This window comes from Pedobacter sp. (genome assembly GCF_035317785.1).
In the GTDB taxonomy this organism is placed as follows: Bacteria; Bacteroidota; Bacteroidia; order Sphingobacteriales; family Sphingobacteriaceae; genus Pedobacter.
In genome coordinates this window covers 1-20506 of the sequence record NZ_DATHGC010000223.1, presented here as the reverse complement: position 1 = coordinate 20506, position 20506 = coordinate 1, and the positions used below count along the sequence as shown (strand labels likewise).

Below are 20506 nucleotides of genomic sequence, written 5' to 3'. Positions count from 1 at the left end.
ATGTTTATAAAAACGCCCAAACTTACGCTCTTTATTTTCGCAACGGTTTTTTTTGCGTATTGCAGCCCAAAGAAAGATACGGAGCAGCCACTAGTGATGGTCAAACAGCTTTTGATTAAACAGACTGACTCTTTAGATCGTGGTCTGAACCAGTTGGTTGCTGCTGCCCATGCGGGGGATTCAAACCAGTTGAAGATGCAGTTCCTGAAAACCAGGAAGTTATTTAAGAAACTGGAATGGTTTTGTGAATATTATGCGCCCGGTGCCTCCAGAGAGATCAACGGGCCACCCCTGGTGGAGGTTGAAACGGAAGAAACCAAATCTTTTGAGCCCTCCGGCTTACAGGTAATAGAAGAGTTTGTTTATCCTTATATCCCTGCGGAGCATAAGAATTTAGAAAGGGAGCTCGCGTCTCTGCGATCAAGCCTGAGGAGATTTCGAGTTTTAGTTATGGAGACGGAAATGACTGAAGCACGTGTTTTTGATGCCTGCAAACTCGAGATTTTCAGGATTATTACTACGGGGATCACCGGATTTGATACGCCACTGTCGTATGCCGGTATAGACGAGGCTGCCACAAGTGTGAAGGCGGCAGGACAAGTACTCGGTCTTTTTGGCAGGAATAAAGATCTTAGCAAAATAATTGCTGAATCTGTGGATTATCTGAAGGAACACCCGGATTTTAACTCCTTTGACAGGATGGAGTTCATCAGAGATCACGCCAACCTCATCACAGAGGGAATCGTGAAATGGCAAAAGGAGCTGAACATTAAACCACTGGATACTGAACTCGCATTACGCAGAGATGCGACAAGTCTGTTCGGCAAAGATGTATTTAATATTAATCATTTTGTAAACAGTACTGAAGCTATGCCAACCCCGGACAAGCAGGCTCTTGGAAAGGCCCTGTTTAATGACCCGATAGTTTCCGGGTCTGTGCGTACCTGTCAAAGCTGCCACAAACCGGAACTTGCATTTACCGATGGTCTGGCCAAAAGTCAGGCACTTACATCGGGTAAATTCGTAAAAAGAAATGCGCCTACACTGCTTTATGCTGGCCTGCAAAACGCACAGTTCTACGACATGAGGTTCCAGACCCTGGAAAACCAGGCTATGGATGTCATCGCCAATAAAGATGAAATGCATGGATCTGTTGAAGATGCAGCTAAACGCCTGCAAAAAGATGAGCATTATTACACGCTGTTTAAAAAAGCCTTTCCAGCTATGGAAACTGAGATTAAGCCCAGGTTTGTGATGATCACGCTGGCCACCTATATCCGTTCCCTAACTCCTTTCAATTCCAGGTTTGACAAGTATATGCGGGGCGATGATAAGCAAATGAACCAAACCGAATTAAACGGGTTTAATTTGTTTACAGGTAAGGCGAAATGTGCCACCTGTCATTTTATGCCATTATTTAATGGTACAGCGGGACCTGTCTTTTCAAATACGGAGGGAGAAGTAATTGGCACATTGAAAGATCCTGATGCCAAAAATCCTGCAATTGACGAGGATGAGGGGCGTTATTTCTGGATAAAAATGGACGTACTTAAATATGCGTTCAAAACTCCAACGCTTAGAAATATTGGTAAAACAGCTCCATATATGCACAATGGGGCATATAAAACATTGAAACAGGTAATGGATTTGTATAATAAAGGAGGTGCTGCCGGAATGGGAATTCCTCTGGAAAACCAGACTTTATCTGGTGATCCCTTAAATCTTAGTAAAAAAGAGATCAGTGACATTATTTCGTTTTTAAAGACCCTTGATGACCAGTAACGCTGGCTTTGACAATTGTCTGTTGTTAACCCAAATTTAACCTGCAACTAATCTTGAACCCTTAGGTTTGAGAAAAAAATGTCCATGAAATACTTCGGCGGCATATTTATGTTGCTGTTAATAGGGTGCAGCAGCAATAACAAATCTATTAAAGTGAAGGGATCGGACACGGAAGTAAATCTTGCGGTGAACCTTGCTGAAAACTTCTATAAAATAAATGATGATTTTAGTGTGGCCATTTCTGGCGGCGGTTCCGGATTGGGTATCGCTTCTTTACTGAACGGGCAGGCTGATATTGCCAATTCTTCACGTCCGCTTAACGAAGAAGAGGACAGCTTATTTAAAGTGAAGGGGATTGATATCAAAACGGTAGTCTTTGCTGAAGATGCTACGGCATTCATTGTACAAAAGGATTTCCCTCTTGATTCTATTGATGTGGCAACCCTGACTAAGGTGCTGAGCGGCGAATACAAAAACTGGAAACCGGTTACGGGACAGGATGTCGCGGTGAATATTTACGGACGTCAGAGTAACTCCGGCACACAATCTTTCGTGAGGAAAAAGTTAAAAATAGAGTTTAGCCGCGATGCCAAGGAAATGAATGGGAATGCCCAGATCATGGAAGGTGTGAAGATGGATGTTTCAGGTATAGGATATGTGGGAGCCGGATACATCATGCATGACGGGGTCGATCAGCCAATAAAAGTCCTCAAGATCAGCAAAGAGAAAGGTGAAGCTGCGGTGTCTCCTCTGGACGAGGCGGCTATTACTGCTAAAAAATATTATTTTCAAAGACCGCTTTACCAGTTTATCCCTGTAAAATCATGGGACAAAGTTTCCGCCTTTATCGATTTTGAAAAAAGTCCTGCCGGACGCAAGTTAATACAGGCTTCGGGCTATTATATTATAGATTAATGTACCTCTATGAAATTAGCTGCAAGAGAAAAAATAGATAATGCTGTAAAACTGCTGTTCAGAACAACCGGATTATTGGTAATTGCCATCCTGGCCGGGATTTTCTTTATGCTCATCTGGAACTCAGTGGCATTTTTCCTGAAGGTCAAACCGCTGGATTTTATTACCGGTACACAATGGAATCCATCCGGCAGTAACGCTGAATATGGTATACTACCTTTACTGGTGAGCACGTGCCTGGTTACTCTGGGAGCAATGGCCATTGCCATCCCGTTAGGAATTGGTACCGCTGCCTTTTTATCTGAATATGCAGGTAAAAGACTAAAGAATATTTTAAAACCGGTTATTGAAATGCTGGCTGCTGTTCCTTCAGTGGCAATAGGATTTTTAGGTATAGTGGTCCTGGGACCCGGTATAGCAGATTTGACTGGCCAATCTAACGGATTAAATGCGTTAAACGGTGCAATTTTGCTTGCTGTTATGGCACTGCCCACCATTATCACGGTTACGGAAGATGCGCTGCATGGTGTACCGCAATCTTACAGGGAAGCTAGTTACGGCGTAGGCGCCAATAAATGGCAGACCCTGATCCGGGTGACCATTCCTGCCGCTGCTCCCGGAATCCTGGCTGCGGTAATGCTCGGAGTTGGAAGGGCAATAGGAGAGACCATGACCGTACTGATGGCTACAGGGAACGCTTCTGCTTTTCCAAAAGGCTTCTTTCATTCTGTACGCACCATTACTGCTACAATTGCCATTGAAATGGGGGAGGTGCCCTATCAGACCACGCATTATTACGCGCTGTTCGCCATTGCAGCGGTCTTATTCCTGATTACTTTGATGGTAAACCTGATCGGTGAATATTTTGTCAATAAATTTAGAAAATATCAGGCCGCATGATGAAAAAACTCACACCGCTAATTGAATGGGGCACTTTGCTGTTCTGCACAGGCATGGTCTGTTTTTTCCTGGTTGTTATACTCTGGGACCTGATCAGTAAAGGTGCGCCATCGCTGTCCTGGGAATTCGTGACTTCTCTGCCAAGGGATGGCATGACTAAGGGTGGCATCCTGCCTGCCATTATCGGAACGGTGCTTTTAACCCTGATCACAGCACTGGTTTCTGTTCCATTTGGAATCAGCTGCGCGATCTATCTGAATGAATATGCGAAGGATACCTGGCTGACCAGGCTGATCCGGGCTTCGATCCGTAATCTGGCAGGCGTACCTTCTATCATTTATGGTTTGTTTGGGCTGGCACTGTTTGTCCAGGGGTTGCAAATGGGCACATCATTGATCTCCGCCGGCCTGACATTGGGATTGTTGTCACTACCTTATGTGATCATTACGACTGAAGAGGCATTGCGAAGAATTCCTGCGAGTACCAGGGAAGCTGCGCTGGCAATAGGGGCTACCCAGTTTGAATCCATCCGTGATGTGGTATTGCCGTCCGCCTTGCCCGGCATATTGACCGGGGTGGTGCTCACACTTTCCAGGGCGGCTGGGGAAACTGCTCCAATATTGTTTACAGGGGTAGCGTTTTACATCAACAATCCGGCTGGCTTTTTAAACCAGGAGTTCATGTCGCTCCCTTACCATTTGTATATGTTGTCTACTCAGCACCAGGCGATTGAACAGGTTAGACCGCTTGCTTACGGCACAGCGCTTGTTTTAATCATCGTGGTATTCTTATTAAACCTCACTGCATTTTATGTGCGGTATAAACACAGTAAAGATGAATAAAGATCTGGTAAAATTATCTGCCCAGTCCGTTAACCTTTGGTTTGGCAGCAAGCAGGTACTAAAGAATATCAATATAGATTTTGCCCCAAATCAGGTCACTGCTTTGATCGGTCCCTCAGGGTGTGGGAAAAGCACTTTGCTGCGCGCGTTTAACCGCATGCATGACCTCTCTCCTGATGCACGGATCGAAGGTAAACTAGCACTTGAGGGGCAAGATCTGTATGACGGGCACTTCTCTGCTACACAGGTGCGCAGACGCATCGGGATGGTTTTTCAAAAGGCAAACCCATTTCCAAAGAGCATTTATGAGAACATCAATTACGGCTTAAAAATCAATGACGTTCCAAAAGCAGAAAGGAAAGAGATCATTGAAAAAGCGCTTAAAGAAAGTTATATCTGGGAAGAGCTGAAAATGGAGCTGGAGAAACCGGCGACCAGGCTTTCCGGCGGACAGCAACAACGGTTGTGTATTGCCAGGGCGGTTGCGCTCAGGCCAGAGGTGATTCTGATGGATGAACCCTGCTCCGCGCTGGATCCTTTAAGCACGTTAAAGATTGAAGAGCTGATTGTTAAATTGAAAAAAGACTATACCATTGTGATCGTGACCCACAATATGCAGCAGGCACAGCGTGTTGCTGATAAAACGGTATTCATATACCTGGGAGAGGTAATCGAGGAAGGGGAAACAAAGGAACTGTTTAGCAATCCAAAAAATGAGCTGACAGGCAATTATGTTAAAGGGCGTTTCGGTTAGTATATAATCATAACATATTTTTAATGTTATGATATTGTTGTATAAAATTTGATTAGTTTTGTTGCGCATTGACCCGCCGTCAATGTAAAGATTAATTAATAAAAAGTATTGCAGAAGGCCGGTTTTAAAACCGGCCTTTCTTATTTTACGATCTACAAGCCCCACCTTAACAGAGACTTAACAAGCAATTTATTTTATCACTTGTATCTTTGAGAAAAAGTATGCGGGTTAGTAATTTATATATATTATTGCTTTTGGCTTTTTGCACAGGCTGCAGAAAAGATAACCCCCGGCCTAATTATCCTGCGGGCTCAAATGAACAGATCAATAGCTGGGTTTTGGATAGCATGAAAGTTTATTACTATTGGGCAAACAACCTGCCGGCCAGACCTGATCTGAAATTACAGCCTTCCGATTTTTTTACAGTGATAAAGAATCCGGCAGATCGTTTTTCATTGCTGCTTAATCCTGCAGACCTGCTAACCTATCGTCCTACACTTGTTTCTGCTTTCGGCCTGGATTTGGTTACTATAGAAAATTCTGGTAATATCCAGACATTAGTGCTATTGGTAGTACCGGGATCAGCAGCTTCCAGATCAGGTATAAAAAGGGGAGATGTTGTCAGCAATATCAACAATACCCAGGTCAATTCCGGAAATGCAGAAAAACTGGTCAGCGAGGCCATTATAAATGGCACATTAAGTCTTGTGGTAAACAACATGCCCGACCCGGTATTTCTTTCTTCTACCTATCCAGCTGAGAACCCCGTCTACACTTCACACGCATTTGAAAAAGGTAGCCAAAAGACAGGGTATATTTTTTTTAACAGTTTCAGATCTGGTAGCATCAGCCAGTTCAAAAGTATTTTTAGCAGCTTTAAAACCGCGAATGTCACGGAACTTATCCTTGATATGCGATATAATGTCGGGGGCGAAGTAAGTATTGCGGCTCTGCTTGCTGCCATCATTGCTCCTGTGAATGGAACGGATATCTTTATCGAATACAGGGGGAATGCAAAAGCAGGAACAAAACGGAGTAGTTTCGATAATGAATTGGTTTACATTTCCCAAAATGTTGCACAACTGGTTTCCTACAGGCTGCCACTGAGGCGCATTTATCTGCTCACAGGTAGGCATACAACTTCCTCAGCTGAACTATTTGCAAACTGTCTTTCACCTTATCTGCAAGTAATAAGGATGGGGGAAAAGACCCTTGGCAAGGATATGGCATCATTCGAGATACGGGATATGCGTAATCCAAAGCAAGTCACGAACTGGATCATTAACCCTCTGGTCTATAAACTTTACAACTCCAATAAACAAGGTGATTATTCAAATGGGTTAGCACCTGCAATTGCAATAAATGAACTGGAAAATCTCCCTCTCAAACCATTTGGGGATGAAACCGATCCGTTAATCGCTACAGCTTTAATGGATATATCAGGTAAACAGCCCCGCTTAGCGAAATCTTCAGGCGATAATGCTAAAGTAAAAATTACTATGGATACAAGGGATCAAATAGACCAGTTAAGTAATGTAAAGATTACAAAAAATAGTAAATCAACAATTGTTGAAAACAAGTGAAGATAAATTTCGCCTGTGTTAACACACAATTAATGATACTTTAATGCATCCGTCATAGCCAAAGGATTTCTTTGTTGAGATCTAAAGCCTATTGAAGTATGATTACCCACAACGCTATTCAACAATTCAAAGAAGGAAGTCCAGAAGCATTCAGAATAATTTATGACCAGTATAAAAAGCAGGTTATGAACTATTGTGTGACAATGGTTATTTCGAGAGAAAGTGCGGAAGAACTAGTGAATGACATTTTTCTTCATTTATATCAAAAGCGGGAATACCTGGATCCGGAAAGAGACATCAAGCCATACTTGTTTACCCTGGCGAGAAATAAAACCTTCAACTGGCTAAAGACAGCAGTGCAGAAAAAAAAGACCAGACAAAAGCTGGAGCTTGAATACCGTGCTGAATATCTTCAGCACCAGGATAGAAAAGTAGAAGCAGGTCTTGACCTGGAAAGACTAAAGGACGAGGTCAATAAAATGCCCCTGCAGCGCAGACTTATCTTCAAAATGTGTAAATTTCAGGAAATGACTTATTCGGAGGTAGCCGAGGCATTATCTCTTAAGCGGAAAACTGTTGAAAATCAGATGGGACTGGCAAATAAACAATTTTCGGAACTGGTTAATTCTGCAGATTATGTCTTTCTTATACTTCTTGTCGGATTTCTGCGATAAAAAAAATTTATTTCTTTTTGCTTGGGGGTGTTTGTCTTTGACTGCTTGTATATATAAGTAGAATGCCTGTTAAACTTTAGGGCAATCTGTGAATATGGACAATGCAAAGAAAAATGATTTAATAAAACGGTATATATCACGTCAACTCTCTCCTGATGAACTGGATGAGTTTTTTCTGCTGATGAAGCAGGGCGGTGCAGATTTTATGCCGGAAGTAGAAGATTTGCCGGATTTTAATTATGCAGATCCGGATATGGATATACCTGAAAGGATATTAAGAAAGGATGAACGAAGTAAGACCCGTTACCTGACAATTCGGAATGCTGCTGCGATAGCCGCCACAGTATTGTTAATTTTTGGTGGCACCAAAGCCTACCAGTTTTATTCCTGGCGTAAACTCACACAAACTTTCTCTACCATATCAGTTCCTAAAGGAATGATGAAAACCATCAGGCTCAGTGACAGCACAGAGGTGACTTTGACTTCGGGTTCCGTATTCAGATACCCGATGGCGTTTGACAGATCTTCAAGACGTGTGCGCTTACTGGAAGGAAATGCTTTCTTTCACGTAAAAAGAGACGTGGCTAAACCATTCACAGTCGAGTCCGGAACATTGCAGACTACTGCGCTCGGTACATCATTTACAGTGCAACGGTTTAGCAGGTATGGATATGAGAAAGTAAATCTTTATACCGGAAAGGTAAGGGTAAACAACACCGCTAATAGACAGGATTCAGTTATCCTTTACCCTGGCGAGGAAGTAAAATATGAACCCAGCAAGGGAAGAGCCGCTGTTGCACATTTTAATACTGCTGCTGATCCTGTAAAAGGAGGGGTGATGGTATTTGAAAAAATACCTTTCAATGAAGCTTTATACCATATCTCGTCATACTATGGGGTCACTTTCAGGTTTAACAAGGAAGCCTTTCGTAATAAACTCCTTACAGGAGAATACAATTTTCACCATGTAGAAGATGTCCTGCATTCACTGGCCTTTGTCTACCATTTAAAAATCAACAAAATTGATCATCAAAATTATTCCATAATGCAAAAAAAATAACGGTATCCATAGGATTGGAAAAAAATGGTGGAAGCACCGCTTGCAGGCGGTGCTTCCTGAAAAGTTCACCGGGTAGGACCGGATCACAAAAATCACAATTATCACTTATCACAATTACTTTAATAAATGACATTGAATGTTCAAAATTATGCAATTAAATCTACATAGCGTATTCACATCTCTTATCCCTAAATTATTTTCCTTCATTTTTACGACATTTATCATTCTGTATCTAGGTACCCCTCTTTTTGCCCAGGCATACGCTAAAATAACAGTGCCTGTAACAGTTAACCACCAGTCTGTAACTGCGGTAGATTTGCTTAATGAACTTAGAAACCAGACAAATTATAAATTTTCATTTGACCCAAACGAACTGGCAAATGTACGCCTTAACAATATCCGCGTTCAAAAAGGCCAGCTTGGAAATTTACTTCAGGAACTTACAGTTCAGGGTCTGCTTTTTGATCTGAGTGCGGATCTCATTTCTGTCACTTATAAAAAGCCTCTACCATCTTATTCACGACAGCAGTCTGGCCGCATATCAGGAAAAGTATTAGATGAGCGCGGGGAAACCCTTCCTGGAGCATCTATTAAAGTATTAGAGAACCAAAAGATGATGCAGAGCAGCGTGGACGGCAGTTATTCATTGAGCCTGCCTGCCGGTACTTATACTTTAGAAATCAGTTATATTTCCTACCAAACCCAGCGTATTACTGCTGTACTGGTAGCGGAAAGTAAGACAACACCTTTAAACATAGCTTTAAAAGTAGATTCTAAAGGATTAAAAGAGGTAGTGGTGAATGCCACTTATAAGCAGGCGTCAGTTGCAGGACTGTATGCAAGACAAAAAAATGCCGCCTCGGTAACCGATGGTATTTCGGCGGAACAAATTGCCCGCACACCTGATAATAATATGGGGCAGGTCCTCAGACGGGTGAGCGGAGTTACCACTGTCGATAACAAATACGTCGTGGTCCGGGGATTAAGTGAAAGATATAATCAGGCAATGATTGATGGCGTGGTACTGCCAAGTACGAACATGAATAAGCGTAACTTTTCTTTTGATGTGCTGCCGCAGGAATTGGTAAGTAATGTAGTAGTCAACAAAACCGCCACTCCGGACCTGTCTGCTGAGTTTTCCGGTGGACAGATCTCTGTCAACACACTCGATATTCCGGAGGAAGATTTTACAAGTATCAACATAGGTACTGGTTATAACAGCAGAAGTACCGGTAAAGATTTTTTGATGCTGGGAAACCGGGGCAAATACGATTATCTTGGATTTGATGACGGAGGAAGGAAGGAGCCTGAGGGGATTATTTCCTGGAAATTTCCTAATGGTGTCGATATTCCACCCCCAGGTTCTGCAGGTAATGCTGATCCGTTGATTCCCGGACAGGGTACGTTGTATAGCAGCCTCGATGCGGTTGCACAAAGCAAACGTTTAAATGCTGATGGTTTATCGATCAGCCGCTATCGCGCTCTTCCTCATCAAAATCTGCGTTTTGCTATGGGTCGCAGATATGATTTGAAGAATGGACTACGGGCCGGGTTTGCAGGTGGGGTCACTTACCGTAATCAGCAGAATATTGTAGACTTCAACAATGTACGTGGACAAGAGGGTGCGAGTATGAACAGAGGAGGCTCTAATTATATGGACAGTCTGGAAAACGGCAGTGGAAAATCCTATCGTTTTAACAGCACAATCGGTGCAGTGTTGAATCTTGGGCTGCAGGGGGAGATTTTCAAACTTGCTTTGAAAAATATGTATTCCCGTGTTTTCGATGACAATTTTAATGAAGCCTATCGGCTCACCCTCGGTTCTAGCAACGTGGGTAAAGTTCATGAAATGTTCCAGGAACCGCAGACCACGCAGGTTTGGCAGCACAAATTGGAAGGAGAGAATATTTTGAGTGCCACAGGGATCAAATTGGCTTACACAGGAGGCGTCACACGTATTGGACAACAGGTACAGGACCAGCGGAGATTGAAATATTTCCAAACAGCTGCGATAGGCGGAATCGAATATTTTCAAACACCAAACGTTTATAATCCTGGACGGCTTGATGGTGATTATGACTACAGGATATGGACAAATGTAAGGGAAACAGATTACAACTGGGGACTTTCCATGAGCCGCGATTTTGATCTTGGAAAAAGACAAAAAAATACCGTAAAGGTCGGTTACAGTGGCTGGGACAAACACCGTGCGTTGGGCGTGACCCGAATGATTCCCTACGGATTGCGTAACAGTTTCTTTTCCTTTGAACAGCCATATGAAACCATTCTCGATCCGGCGAATATCGGGATTGGGGAGGGAAAGGCCTATTATTATGCAGAAGGTTTGAATGGGCCCACTTTTGATGGCGCTATGAAAACCCATGCCTTTTACGTTATGCTGGATCAGAATTTTTTCAGCAAGCTTCGCCTGGTCTATGGCCTTAGGGCTGAACATTATAACCTGGGCAACCGCCAGGAAGAATTTCTCAAACGGCAATTTGGAGCAATCCCTGATTACTTTACTTTATTTAGCACTACAGGAGAGAAAAACTGGCGGATACTTCCTTCAGCTAACATGACCTACAGCCTTACTTCACAAATGAATTTTCGGGCTGCCTATTCTAAAACGGCTATTCGTCCGGATTTCCGTGAGACCGCCTACTTTGGTTTTTATGATTATGAGCTGGATGCCAACATTTCCGGCAGGCAACTGGTTTCCACAATTGTTGACAATATGGACCTGCGGTATGAATGGTACCCTTCGGCAGGAGAAATCATTTCTGTATCCGGATTTTATAAAAGACTTGACAATCCCATTGAGTTGGTATTTGCGCAAGCAGGACAGTACCGTTTTCAAAATCAACACAACGCCAGGAATTATGGGTTGGAAATGGAAATCCGTAAGTCGTTGGGTTTTATTGCCGATAAACAATGGCTCAGCAATCTTACAATATTTGGCAACGGGACGCTGATCAAATCAAAAGTAGAGGTACAAACACAGCCTTTGCCCGGCGATAATGAGGAAGTCCGTCGCTTGCCTTCACAGGATAGGCCGCTATATGGTCAGGCACCCTGGATCATTAATGCAGGCCTTACATATCAGGGCAATATTCTTGGGATAACGGCCAGTTACAATCGTTCAGGGGAACGGAGCAACACCATTGATCTTGATCCTAATAAGGTGGAATATGAACAAGGGCGCAGCCTATTGGATGTACAAATAAGTGCACAGCTCCTGAACAAAAAGGCAGAGCTAAAACTGAATATAGCAAACTTGTTCGACGAATATATCCTTTTCTATCAGAATTTGTCTGCTTTTGAAGAAACAGAACGTGATGCAGGCGGAAATCCTGGTTATAAACTCATCAATGGCACAACTGCCTATGAGAGGGATAAAGGCGACCGGGTGACTTATCGTGCTAAAACCGGACGTACCGCCAGTTTATCATTCACCTATAAATTTTAACAATTGAATTTTCCAACGGCAATAATGCAACAACATACTTTTATTAATTAATCATCCCAATTATGAAGAAAATCTTCAAACAATCAGCTTTAATCCTGGGGATTGGAGCAATGACACTCGTAGGGTGTAAAAAAGATTCCGATCAATCAGGAAACTTTAACAAAGCCGCTAACGCTGGCTCGATGACAAATGGCCGTCCATGTGAATCCATTCCTGTTGACGCAAACGGAATTATTACTGTTAGCTCATTGGACAATGACCACAACTGGAAACTTGACGGTGTGGCCTATGTTGCCCCTGGTAACACTTTGACTATTGAGCAGGGAGCAGTGATTGTTACAGGTGCTACAAAGACCTATAACGATCCACTGTTCGGCCCTCAGACGTTGGCGGGCGTACTGGTTGTACCGGTAGGTGCAAAGATAGAGGCGATAGGTACTGCCAGCGAGCCTATTATTTTCACTACCCCGCAAAGAGCAGGATGCAGTGGGGCCGGATGTAATATTGCCGGTAATTTTGGTGGTGTGGTTATTCTTGGTGATGCCACTATTAACCAGGGACCGACCCGTATTGAAGGTGTTCCGCAACCAGCAGGTGCTTCCCTTCTTTATGGCGGATCTGATGATACTGATGATTCTGGTACATTAAGGTATGTACGTATTGAATTCCCGGGGTATCGTTTGGACGCAGACAACGAAATCAATGGCTTAACTTTAGGCGGAGTTGGAAGCGGTACAGAATTGTCTAATATTCAAGTATCTTACAGTGCTGATGATTCTTTTGAGTTCTTTGGAGGTACGGTAAATGCTGATCACCTGGTTGCCCTGGCCAGTGATGATGACGATTTTGACTTTGACCTGGGTTACAAAGGTACCATCAATTTTGCCCTTGGACTGAAAAATCCTAATTCTACTCACAGCACAAGCGGCGGAAGTTCTGATTCTAATGGTATTGAGTCTGACAACAACGCAGGCGGCTCTACGACAACTGTTATCACCAAACCGGTATTGCGTCACTTTACCTTGTTGGGTTATGCTACAAGTGGCAGTACAACTCTGGCAAATGGCAATCGCTGGAGAAGAGCTACAGGATTGGATATACAACAGTCAGTTATCGCAGGTTTTCCAACCGGTGCAGTTTTCCAGAATATAACTGCTGCAGGCTCGGTATTTGATGATAACATTGTTCACGCTTATACAACTATATCTTCAAATATAGGCGGTAATCCTGCGACTTTCAGCATCCTTCCAGCAGAGCAAAGCACTGCAGCTACTGCTAACAGTTACTTGTTGCTGGGCCCTGCACTTGGAAGCGCACCATTTTTAACCTGCGCTAACAGCAGCACTTATAATCCTGCACATTTAATTCCAAGGACAGGTTCTCCTGCATTTGGAACAGCAACTACTTTTAAAGGTGCATTCCAGCCTGGCGTAACAGCATGGACTGCTACCTGGACTGATTTTAATCCTGGTTTCTGCTGCAACTAAGCTTATTGTCTCAGCAATTATATTTTAACAATCGCGATGGTGCCGTCATTGGCACCATCGTATTTAAATCAAACATTAAAAAATGAGAAGATATTTTTACTCAATAATATTTTTACTAGCTGTAGTGGGCCTCTCTTCATGTAAAAAACTGGATTACGACAAGAGTTTTACCAAGTTTGTCGATGTATACTTTAAAAATAATGCGGCACTTGCCGGTAACTTGGGTGTCAAGTATGCCGGGAAGACTATTGATTGGGAATCTGACGGCAAGATCAAAGTTGTGGAGGGAGAAGGAACTTTTGAATTCTATGATAAACGTTCGGGATCTGTGCTGGGAAATAAAACGATAACTGTAACGGCATCTCAGGTGGAAGAATTTATTGTCTTTCAGCCTAATGAAAATGATCCAGTTGCTATACTAGATCCGGATGCCCAGGCAAAGGAGCCTGTGCCTGGGCAGGACTTTATGAAAATTAAAGTGGCCAACTACTCAACTGACTTACTTCCTTATGAAAAAACAGATGTGGTTGTAATTGGCATAACCAGTGCTTTTGAATTTGTAACTCTGGCAACTATTGAATCTGTTGGCCAAAATCTGGACCAGGAAACCTACCATTTAATTCCGACCGGTGGCAGCGATGTCATTGCCTGGACTTTCTCATTTGTAGAACATGGAACCAATACGAAGTTAAAAAATGCTGCGGGAGAAGATTATATAAATGTGAATAGCTTTTTATACCCTGATGAAATACAACCGAGACCGGAAAAGAATATTTATACCATATATTTTAACCCGGTTGTAAGATCAGAAGATCCTATCTTTCTTAAATTGAATGATATTTATTACGATATTCAGCCCACTGTTTTGTTTGCGGATTAAGCCCAATTATTAATTCAGGTAACTTTCGAGTGGGGTTTTATAGAAATGGCTTATGAGGTTACGGGTTGATCATATAAGATGTTCAAAAGAGTTGTTCAGACCTTTTGAATATTTTTTTGTTGATTAATTATAAGATACTGGTTAATTCCTTAACATATTGTTAATGTGAACTAGCTAGTTTTGTGCCGATGAAAGCAACTGCAGATAATGAATTGTTTGAATTGATTAAGCAGTCAAGCTATCCAGCCTTTACTGAGCTTTATCAGCGTCACTGGAAGTATATTTATAGTATCGCCTACAGAAAAATAGCAGATAAAGACGATGCTTTTGATCTGACCCAAAATGTCTTTATGGAGTTCTATGATAAGCGGGAAAAGCTGGTTATCAATATACCAGTAAGAAATTTTCTTCGCACGGCGATGATTTACAAGCTTTCTAATTATTTTCGTACCCGTGGCTTTCAGGAAAAACACTATCAGAATTTTCAGCAGTTCCTCAGCCAGGTCCAGGAATCAGATACTTCTTTTGATACGTTGGCCACTAAAGAAGCTGAGATGGAATTTGAAGAAATGGTCGAACTGGTTTATCAGACCATTGAGGAGATGCCCGACCGGATGAAAGAAATCTTCCTGATGAGCCGGACTGAGAAGTATTCCATTACCGAAATCGCAGATCAACTCGGGCTTTCATCCCAAACTGTAAAAAACCAGGTCAGTAAAGCGCTTATCCGGATTAGAACAGCGACTGCGGAACATAAGCTCCCGGTAACACAGATGATGATTTTGGTGTGGTTAACACAATCTTAACGAATAATTAACGATTTGTTTGTGGTACTTTTTGCGTTCTGTGTTTAATGTATATGAATGCAGAACAGAAAAAAACTTACCGCCTCTTTCAGAAGATCATTTCTTAAGGGCGCAGACAACAGGGAAAGAAGTCTTTTTGCCCGCTGGTTTATCCAGCTTGATCTTTCCGGAGGCCAGATATTCCGCGACCAGTTGGAAGAGCAGGAAATAGAAAAGAAGATGGAGCAGAATCTCCGTGATCATTTCTTTCACCAAACCACGCGTAAAAAAATATTCCACTTGCCTTCCTGGTTGCCGGCTGCAACAGCAGCGGTATTGATCATCATAGCCGGTATTTTGTGGCTTATCCCAAACCACAAGACCGACCGGCGGGTAATTTTTGCAGAATCTTTTACCGGTATTGGTGAGCGCAAGATCATCTCACTTTCAGACGGCTCGAAAATAACCCTGAACAATGCCAGCCATATAAAATTTCCGCAGGTCTTTTCCGATAGCCTCCGTGAAGTTTTTCTTGAAGGTGAGGCATTTTTTGAAATAGCCCATAATGAAAGAAAGCCATTTGTGGTAAGGGCGGGTAAACTGAATATCCAGGTTTTAGGAACTTCTTTTAATGTCCGTCATTATAAATCTGACAGACTGATTGATGTGGTGGTGGCTACAGGAAAAGTAGGTGTTCATGCAGGTAACACTAAAAAAACCTGGATGCTTACTCCGGGAAACCAGCTGGCTTATGATCCGTTAACGGGTAAGGTAGAGGAACGCATGGTTGCTGTTGCTGATTTTACCGGCTGGCAAAAAGGCGAGCTGGTATTTAAGAATGAAAAACTGGAAGACATTTTCAAACGACTGGAGAGATGGTATGACGTGAAAATAACGATCAAAACCCTTTCCTTAAAAAACAAGCGGATCAGCCTGAAACAGAAAAATGAAAGCCTGCAGACTGTGCTGAAGATGCTTGGAATGGCTGGTGGATTTAAATATCAGATCAAAGAGAAGACCGTGCTGGTCTGGTAATAAAATGAAGATGACCGTTGGACTTTAATAAGGAAGGATACTATGAGATAATCGAAATACAGCCCATTTAACATTGAAAGAAGGAACGGAGGCATCTCAACTCCTCCGCTCCGGTAAGCTTTCATAATCATTGAGTACGAACAAAATAATCATTTAAAAAAAGCTATGCACAATTCTACAAAAAGAAGTGTAATTAAACTATTATATTTTATGTCGAGATTAACTTTTCTGGTAGCCGTAATCACGATGACCCTTACAGGGGTGATCCTGGCATCCGGTGTTAAATCTCAGAGCCTCAAAGAGGTCAAAGTTTCGGTGAATACAAGGGGTAGTGTTCTCAGGGAAATCCTGGCAGACCTTGAAACGAAATCGGGTTTTAGTTTTGTTTATTCAGAGGAGATCGGGAATATTTCCAATATCCATTTATCCGGTAAGACATCAACACTATACGACGTCTTAATGGAAATTTCCCGGCAAAAAGGATTACGGTTCAACCAGGAAAGTTATCTTGTCGCGGTGGTAAACGCACCACCCCCGCCAAAGCCACCGACCGGCTCAATAAAAGGCAGGATTGTAGAATTTGAAACCTCGCAGCCCCTGCCCGGAACGTCCGTCTTAATTCTGGAGCTGAATAAAGGCCTGCAAGCCGATAATGAGGGATATTATAAGATCAGTGCTGTTCCGCCCGGAAAATATACCCTGCAGGTTTCCTTTATTAGCTACAGAACTGAAAAAATTACTGTAGAGATAAAGGAAGGTAAGGAATCTCTGTATGACGTAAAACTGCAGGGTTCTAATGCGCTGAATGAGGTCGTTATCAAAAGCAGACAGGCTTTTAGCAAAAATCCGGTATCTTTTACCAATGACAGGGAACTGGTCCGGGAACTAAAATCTGCCAAATCAGTTGTTTCAGGGATCTCAAACGAGCAGATCATCAAATCAGCCGACCGGAACGCCGCCGAAGTGGTTAAACGGATTTCGGGGGTGACAGTTACTGACGAGCGTTTCATCGTAGTCCGGGGAATGAACCAGCGTTATAACCAGACCTATCTGAATGGCAACATTGCGCCCTCAACCGAACTGTACAGCCGTGCTTTTGCTTACGATCTGCTGCCCAGCCCCATTATTGACCGTATCCTAATCTATAAATCACCTGCTGCTGACCTTTTTGGTGATGTAGCCGGTGGTTCTGTTAAAATATTTACAAAGAATGCCAAACCCGTCAGGCATCTTGACATAGGCGTTCAGACCGCTTATCGTGAAAACGTGACATTTAAGCAGGGCTTAAGCTACAAAGGTGGTAAACTGGACTGGCTTGGTTTTGATGACGGCACGCGTAAGCTATCATCTGTAATTCCAAACTTCGGTAATGCTTATGGTAAAGAGAAAGTCCCCCAGCAGCAATTTGTAAATGCCTTTAACGGCGACATGACTCTGGGAGCTAAGAAAGCAGACCCGGATCTTCAGGTGTTCGGGAATTTTTTTGATAATTTCCGAATAGGCAATGCCCGTCTGTATAATTTCACATCGTTTAATTATACCCGGGAAAATCGCATACAACACGTTTACCGCCAAACCGGTAACCTGTATTCCAAGAGTTTTGATCAGCTGAATGAACGGAATACCCTCGCACAGGCAGATCAGTCAGTGCAACTCGGCAGGGTAAATCTGATGGAAACATTGAAACTTAAACTCAACAGGGATAACAATTTGGAGTTTCGTAATTTTTTTCTGAACGAAGGACGTAAAAATACTTCCTCGACCGTGACTATGCCAAATGACCTTCCTTCTGTTGATGCCTTTCAGCAAATAAGGACTAAGGATGTTTTGGAGTCGTTTGAGCAGCGTACTTTGTATTCGGGTAATCTAAGCGGTGAGCACCAGTCAGATACACTTAAAAAACATCATCTGCAATGGAACCTGGGGTACAACGCTTACAAACAAAACCTACCGGATCAAAGGGGAATCAGGTTCATTGGTCAAAATGGTGAATTGTCGAGCGCGGGAAGCAATACAAACGATTATACCGATAATTTCCTGGGAATGATCAACCGCATATACCTTGTTAATGATGAAAAAAACTACAATGGTTCGGTTGATTATACTTTTACGCTAAACCCAGCGGTTCAGTTTAAAGCAGGCACCTATCAATTGTTTAAAAACAGGAATGTTGACCGCAGGTTTTTCAAGGTAAACCGTGCGGGTCTCGAAGGGGTTAATATTACTGAAAACTCACCTTCCGGTATTCATGATAATTTTGGGATGAGCAATCCGAACCTGATCCGTTTTACCGAAAGGGACATGGCCCGGGTCTGGTCTGATGAATTTTTCAGATCTGACAACACGGGACTGGCACTTTATGATGCGACGCTGCCCAGTGATGGTTATGTTGCAAGTGAAAGAAACAATACTTTTTACCTGATGGGAGACGTAAGCCTGCTATCTAAAAAGCTGAATATAAACGGGGGCGCGCGTATGGAGAATGATGAACAGAAATTATCTGCTGTTATAGTTGACAACGGCGGGCTTTTTACCCCGATCCTAATTAAAAAACCTAAGACATCATGGCTTCCTTCTGTAAATGCTTCGTATTCAATTACCGATTCGCTGGTCATTATACGGGGTGGTTACGGTAAAACAGTCAACAGACCCGAGTTTAGGGAGATCTCTCCTTTTACTGATTATGATTTTATCAATAACGAGGAGATCAGCGGAAACACAAACCTGGTAACAGCTGAGATCAATAACTATGATCTCAGGTTTGAACTTTATCCGCGCCGAAATCCTAATGAATTTATAAATGTCGGTGTTTTTTATAAAGAATTAAAAAATCCCATCGAAAGGATACAGCGCTCACAATCTGCTTTTGCTTCGGCAAACGGCAACCTGACAAATATCAGTTTTCAGAATGCTGACAAAGCAATGGTATATGGGGCTGAAGCCGAAATAAGGAAAAGTTTATCCTTTATTCCCGGTAATGTTTTTCGCAATCTGTCTGTGGTCGTTAACGGGGCAATCATCAAAAGTAAAGCCAGCCGTGCTGAAGTTGAAAATGCAACCGGATTTAATAGTGAATTTAAAGACCGGCCTTTACAGGGACAGGCTCCGTATGTGTTTAACGCAGGTCTTTTTTACGAAAATCTGGCCTGGGGTACAAAAATGTCTGTGATGTATAATGTCTCGGGGCCAACTTTGTATGCGATCTCTGTGAACTCGACTAAAGATGCCAGTGGAAATGACAACGGCTCGATAGCGCAAAAAATTACAAGGCCTAATTTGCTGGAGCTGCCCCGGAATTTGCTCGATTTTTCATTGTCCCAACGGGTAATTAAATCACTCAATGCAAGACTAAATATACAAAACCTGTTAAACCAGTCATTCCGGATTGCCGAAGATCAAAATTACGATCAAAAATACACAGCTGAAAAAACAGTGGAGGGTACTACCTTATCCGGTGCCAAAGACACAAAATATGCAGGGGATAACATTTTCAGAAGCTATAATACCAACCGGTATTTTATCCTTTCACTTAACTATTCATTTTAAAAATAAAGAAATGAAGTATAAAAAATATATTAAGAATATCGGGTTTATTGTCGTTGCCATTGTTGCGGCAGCCGCATGTAAAAAGGTGGAAAAAAACGATGAATTTTTAAGGGCGATACCCTCAGTAACCACATCAGCTACCTTAATAAAAAAGGATGGCAGTATTTTACCGTATACTTATCCTTTTATTACATCCACCAAATCTACTGCTACTGTTGCCCTGGTTGGTGATACGATTACAATTGTTGGGTATTTAGGCGGGCCTGATGCGACAATCGAAGTTAAAGTTGGTGATGTTATCGTGCCTGTTTTCAACAGGACACAATATGAAAGCCAGATATCCCAGACAAAGGAAAAAACTACGCTTGATTTTTTGCAATTTGTCATATCTAAAGATCTTACCACAGGGAATAACATAGCTGTTAATATTACTGTAAACGGGCGGAGCATTATTGCGCCATCAATAATTATAGGTGAGTTTACAGACATCCCGAGTTCTACGGATACTACACTGGTCGTTGAGCAGATCGCAGAGTGGCTACCTGCCAGTACTGCTCCCTACAATGGAGGAAATTTGTGGGTCGCCGGCACGGTTACTCAGAATGGAAACATCTATTTTTTAAATGCCCAGGGAATATTTAGGATCAATGCCACCGGCAGTTTGGAGCAGATTATTGCGAATGGTGCAAGTATAACCCCCGATGGGGGGGCGGCATTCACTATTTCAAGCCTCGTTGGTATGACTGTCGACATCGATGAAAAAGTACTTTATTGCTCGGCATCAGTAACAGAGCCAG

General features: G+C 42.6%; 15 protein-coding genes. All 15 read left to right on the top strand.

Translation table 11 applies throughout. From position 1 onward, the window contains the following. The gene (locus VK541_RS13520) at positions 1-1782 is read left to right on the top strand and encodes a cytochrome-c peroxidase (RefSeq protein WP_324370861.1); all 1782 of its coding nucleotides are present in this window, start codon (positions 1-3) and stop codon (positions 1780-1782) included. 84 nt (positions 1783-1866) lie between these two features. After that, the gene (locus tag VK541_RS13515; RefSeq protein WP_324370860.1) at positions 1867-2697 is read left to right on the top strand and encodes a substrate-binding domain-containing protein; all 831 of its coding nucleotides are present in this window, start codon (positions 1867-1869) and stop codon (positions 2695-2697) included. Between the two features lie 9 nt (positions 2698-2706). Then, positions 2707-3597: a phosphate ABC transporter permease subunit PstC gene (pstC, locus tag VK541_RS13510; protein WP_324370859.1), complete on the top strand. Its 891-nt coding sequence runs from the start codon at positions 2707-2709 to the stop codon at positions 3595-3597. Next, positions 3594-4439 carry a phosphate ABC transporter permease PstA gene (gene pstA, locus VK541_RS13505; protein WP_324370858.1) on the top strand — a complete coding sequence of 282 codons (846 nt, stop codon included), beginning with the start codon at positions 3594-3596 and terminating at the stop codon, positions 4437-4439. Before pstC ends, pstA begins: the two co-directional genes overlap by 4 nt. Then, entirely contained in the window at positions 4432-5193 is a 762-nt protein-coding gene (pstB, locus tag VK541_RS13500) for a phosphate ABC transporter ATP-binding protein PstB (protein WP_324370857.1), read from the top strand. The genes pstA and pstB overlap by 8 nt, the downstream gene beginning before the upstream one ends. Positions 5194-5414: 221 nt before the next feature. After that, positions 5415-6776, top strand: a complete 1362-nt coding sequence (locus tag VK541_RS13495; protein ID WP_324370856.1) for a S41 family peptidase — start codon at positions 5415-5417, stop codon at positions 6774-6776. 98 nt (positions 6777-6874) lie between these two features. Further along, complete coding sequence (locus VK541_RS13490; protein ID WP_324370855.1) at positions 6875-7450, top strand: sigma-70 family RNA polymerase sigma factor; 576 nt, start codon at positions 6875-6877, stop codon at positions 7448-7450. Positions 7451-7544: 94 nt separating this feature from the next. Continuing rightward, positions 7545-8510, top strand: coding sequence for a FecR family protein (locus tag VK541_RS13485; protein ID WP_324370854.1), 966 nt, complete (start codon positions 7545-7547; stop codon positions 8508-8510). A 148-nt stretch (positions 8511-8658) separates the two neighbouring features. Continuing rightward, positions 8659-11976, top strand: a complete 3318-nt coding sequence (locus VK541_RS13480; RefSeq protein ID WP_324370853.1) for a TonB-dependent receptor — start codon at positions 8659-8661, stop codon at positions 11974-11976. A 62-nt stretch (positions 11977-12038) separates the two neighbouring features. Further along, a complete protein-coding gene (locus VK541_RS13475; protein ID WP_324370852.1) occupies positions 12039-13463 on the top strand; it encodes a hypothetical protein in 1425 nt (474 codons plus the stop codon). 82 nt (positions 13464-13545) lie between these two features. Continuing rightward, positions 13546-14343: a hypothetical protein gene (locus VK541_RS13470; RefSeq protein WP_324370851.1), complete on the top strand. Its 798-nt coding sequence runs from the start codon at positions 13546-13548 to the stop codon at positions 14341-14343. 188 nt (positions 14344-14531) lie between these two features. Next, positions 14532-15149 (top strand): RNA polymerase sigma factor, encoded by a 618-nt coding sequence (locus VK541_RS13465; protein ID WP_324370850.1) that lies wholly within the window; start codon positions 14532-14534, stop codon positions 15147-15149. A 57-nt stretch (positions 15150-15206) separates the two neighbouring features. After that, positions 15207-16163, top strand: a complete 957-nt coding sequence (locus VK541_RS13460) for a FecR family protein (RefSeq protein WP_324370849.1) — start codon at positions 15207-15209, stop codon at positions 16161-16163. Positions 16164-16373: 210 nt separating this feature from the next. Further along, entirely contained in the window at positions 16374-19709 is a 3336-nt protein-coding gene (locus VK541_RS13455) for a TonB-dependent receptor (protein WP_324370848.1), read from the top strand. A gap of 10 nt (positions 19710-19719) precedes the next feature. Then, positions 19720-20506: hypothetical protein (locus VK541_RS13450; protein WP_324370847.1), on the top strand; the 787-nt coding region annotated here is incomplete at its 3' end.

Coding starts and splice junctions, on each gene's coding strand:
- VK541_RS13520 (WP_324370861.1), top strand. CDS start 1: ATGTTTATAAAAACGCCCAAACTTACGCTCTTTATTTTCGCAACGGTT.
- VK541_RS13515 (WP_324370860.1), top strand. CDS start 1,867: ATGAAATACTTCGGCGGCATATTTATGTTGCTGTTAATAGGGTGCAGC.
- pstC (WP_324370859.1), top strand. CDS start 2,707: ATGAAATTAGCTGCAAGAGAAAAAATAGATAATGCTGTAAAACTGCTG.
- pstA (WP_324370858.1), top strand. CDS start 3,594: ATGATGAAAAAACTCACACCGCTAATTGAATGGGGCACTTTGCTGTTC.
- pstB (WP_324370857.1), top strand. CDS start 4,432: ATGAATAAAGATCTGGTAAAATTATCTGCCCAGTCCGTTAACCTTTGG.
- VK541_RS13495 (WP_324370856.1), top strand. CDS start 5,415: ATGCGGGTTAGTAATTTATATATATTATTGCTTTTGGCTTTTTGCACA.
- VK541_RS13490 (WP_324370855.1), top strand. CDS start 6,875: ATGATTACCCACAACGCTATTCAACAATTCAAAGAAGGAAGTCCAGAA.
- VK541_RS13485 (WP_324370854.1), top strand. CDS start 7,545: ATGGACAATGCAAAGAAAAATGATTTAATAAAACGGTATATATCACGT.
- VK541_RS13480 (WP_324370853.1), top strand. CDS start 8,659: ATGCAATTAAATCTACATAGCGTATTCACATCTCTTATCCCTAAATTA.
- VK541_RS13475 (WP_324370852.1), top strand. CDS start 12,039: ATGAAGAAAATCTTCAAACAATCAGCTTTAATCCTGGGGATTGGAGCA.
- VK541_RS13470 (WP_324370851.1), top strand. CDS start 13,546: ATGAGAAGATATTTTTACTCAATAATATTTTTACTAGCTGTAGTGGGC.
- VK541_RS13465 (WP_324370850.1), top strand. CDS start 14,532: ATGAAAGCAACTGCAGATAATGAATTGTTTGAATTGATTAAGCAGTCA.
- VK541_RS13460 (WP_324370849.1), top strand. CDS start 15,207: ATGCAGAACAGAAAAAAACTTACCGCCTCTTTCAGAAGATCATTTCTT.
- VK541_RS13455 (WP_324370848.1), top strand. CDS start 16,374: ATGTCGAGATTAACTTTTCTGGTAGCCGTAATCACGATGACCCTTACA.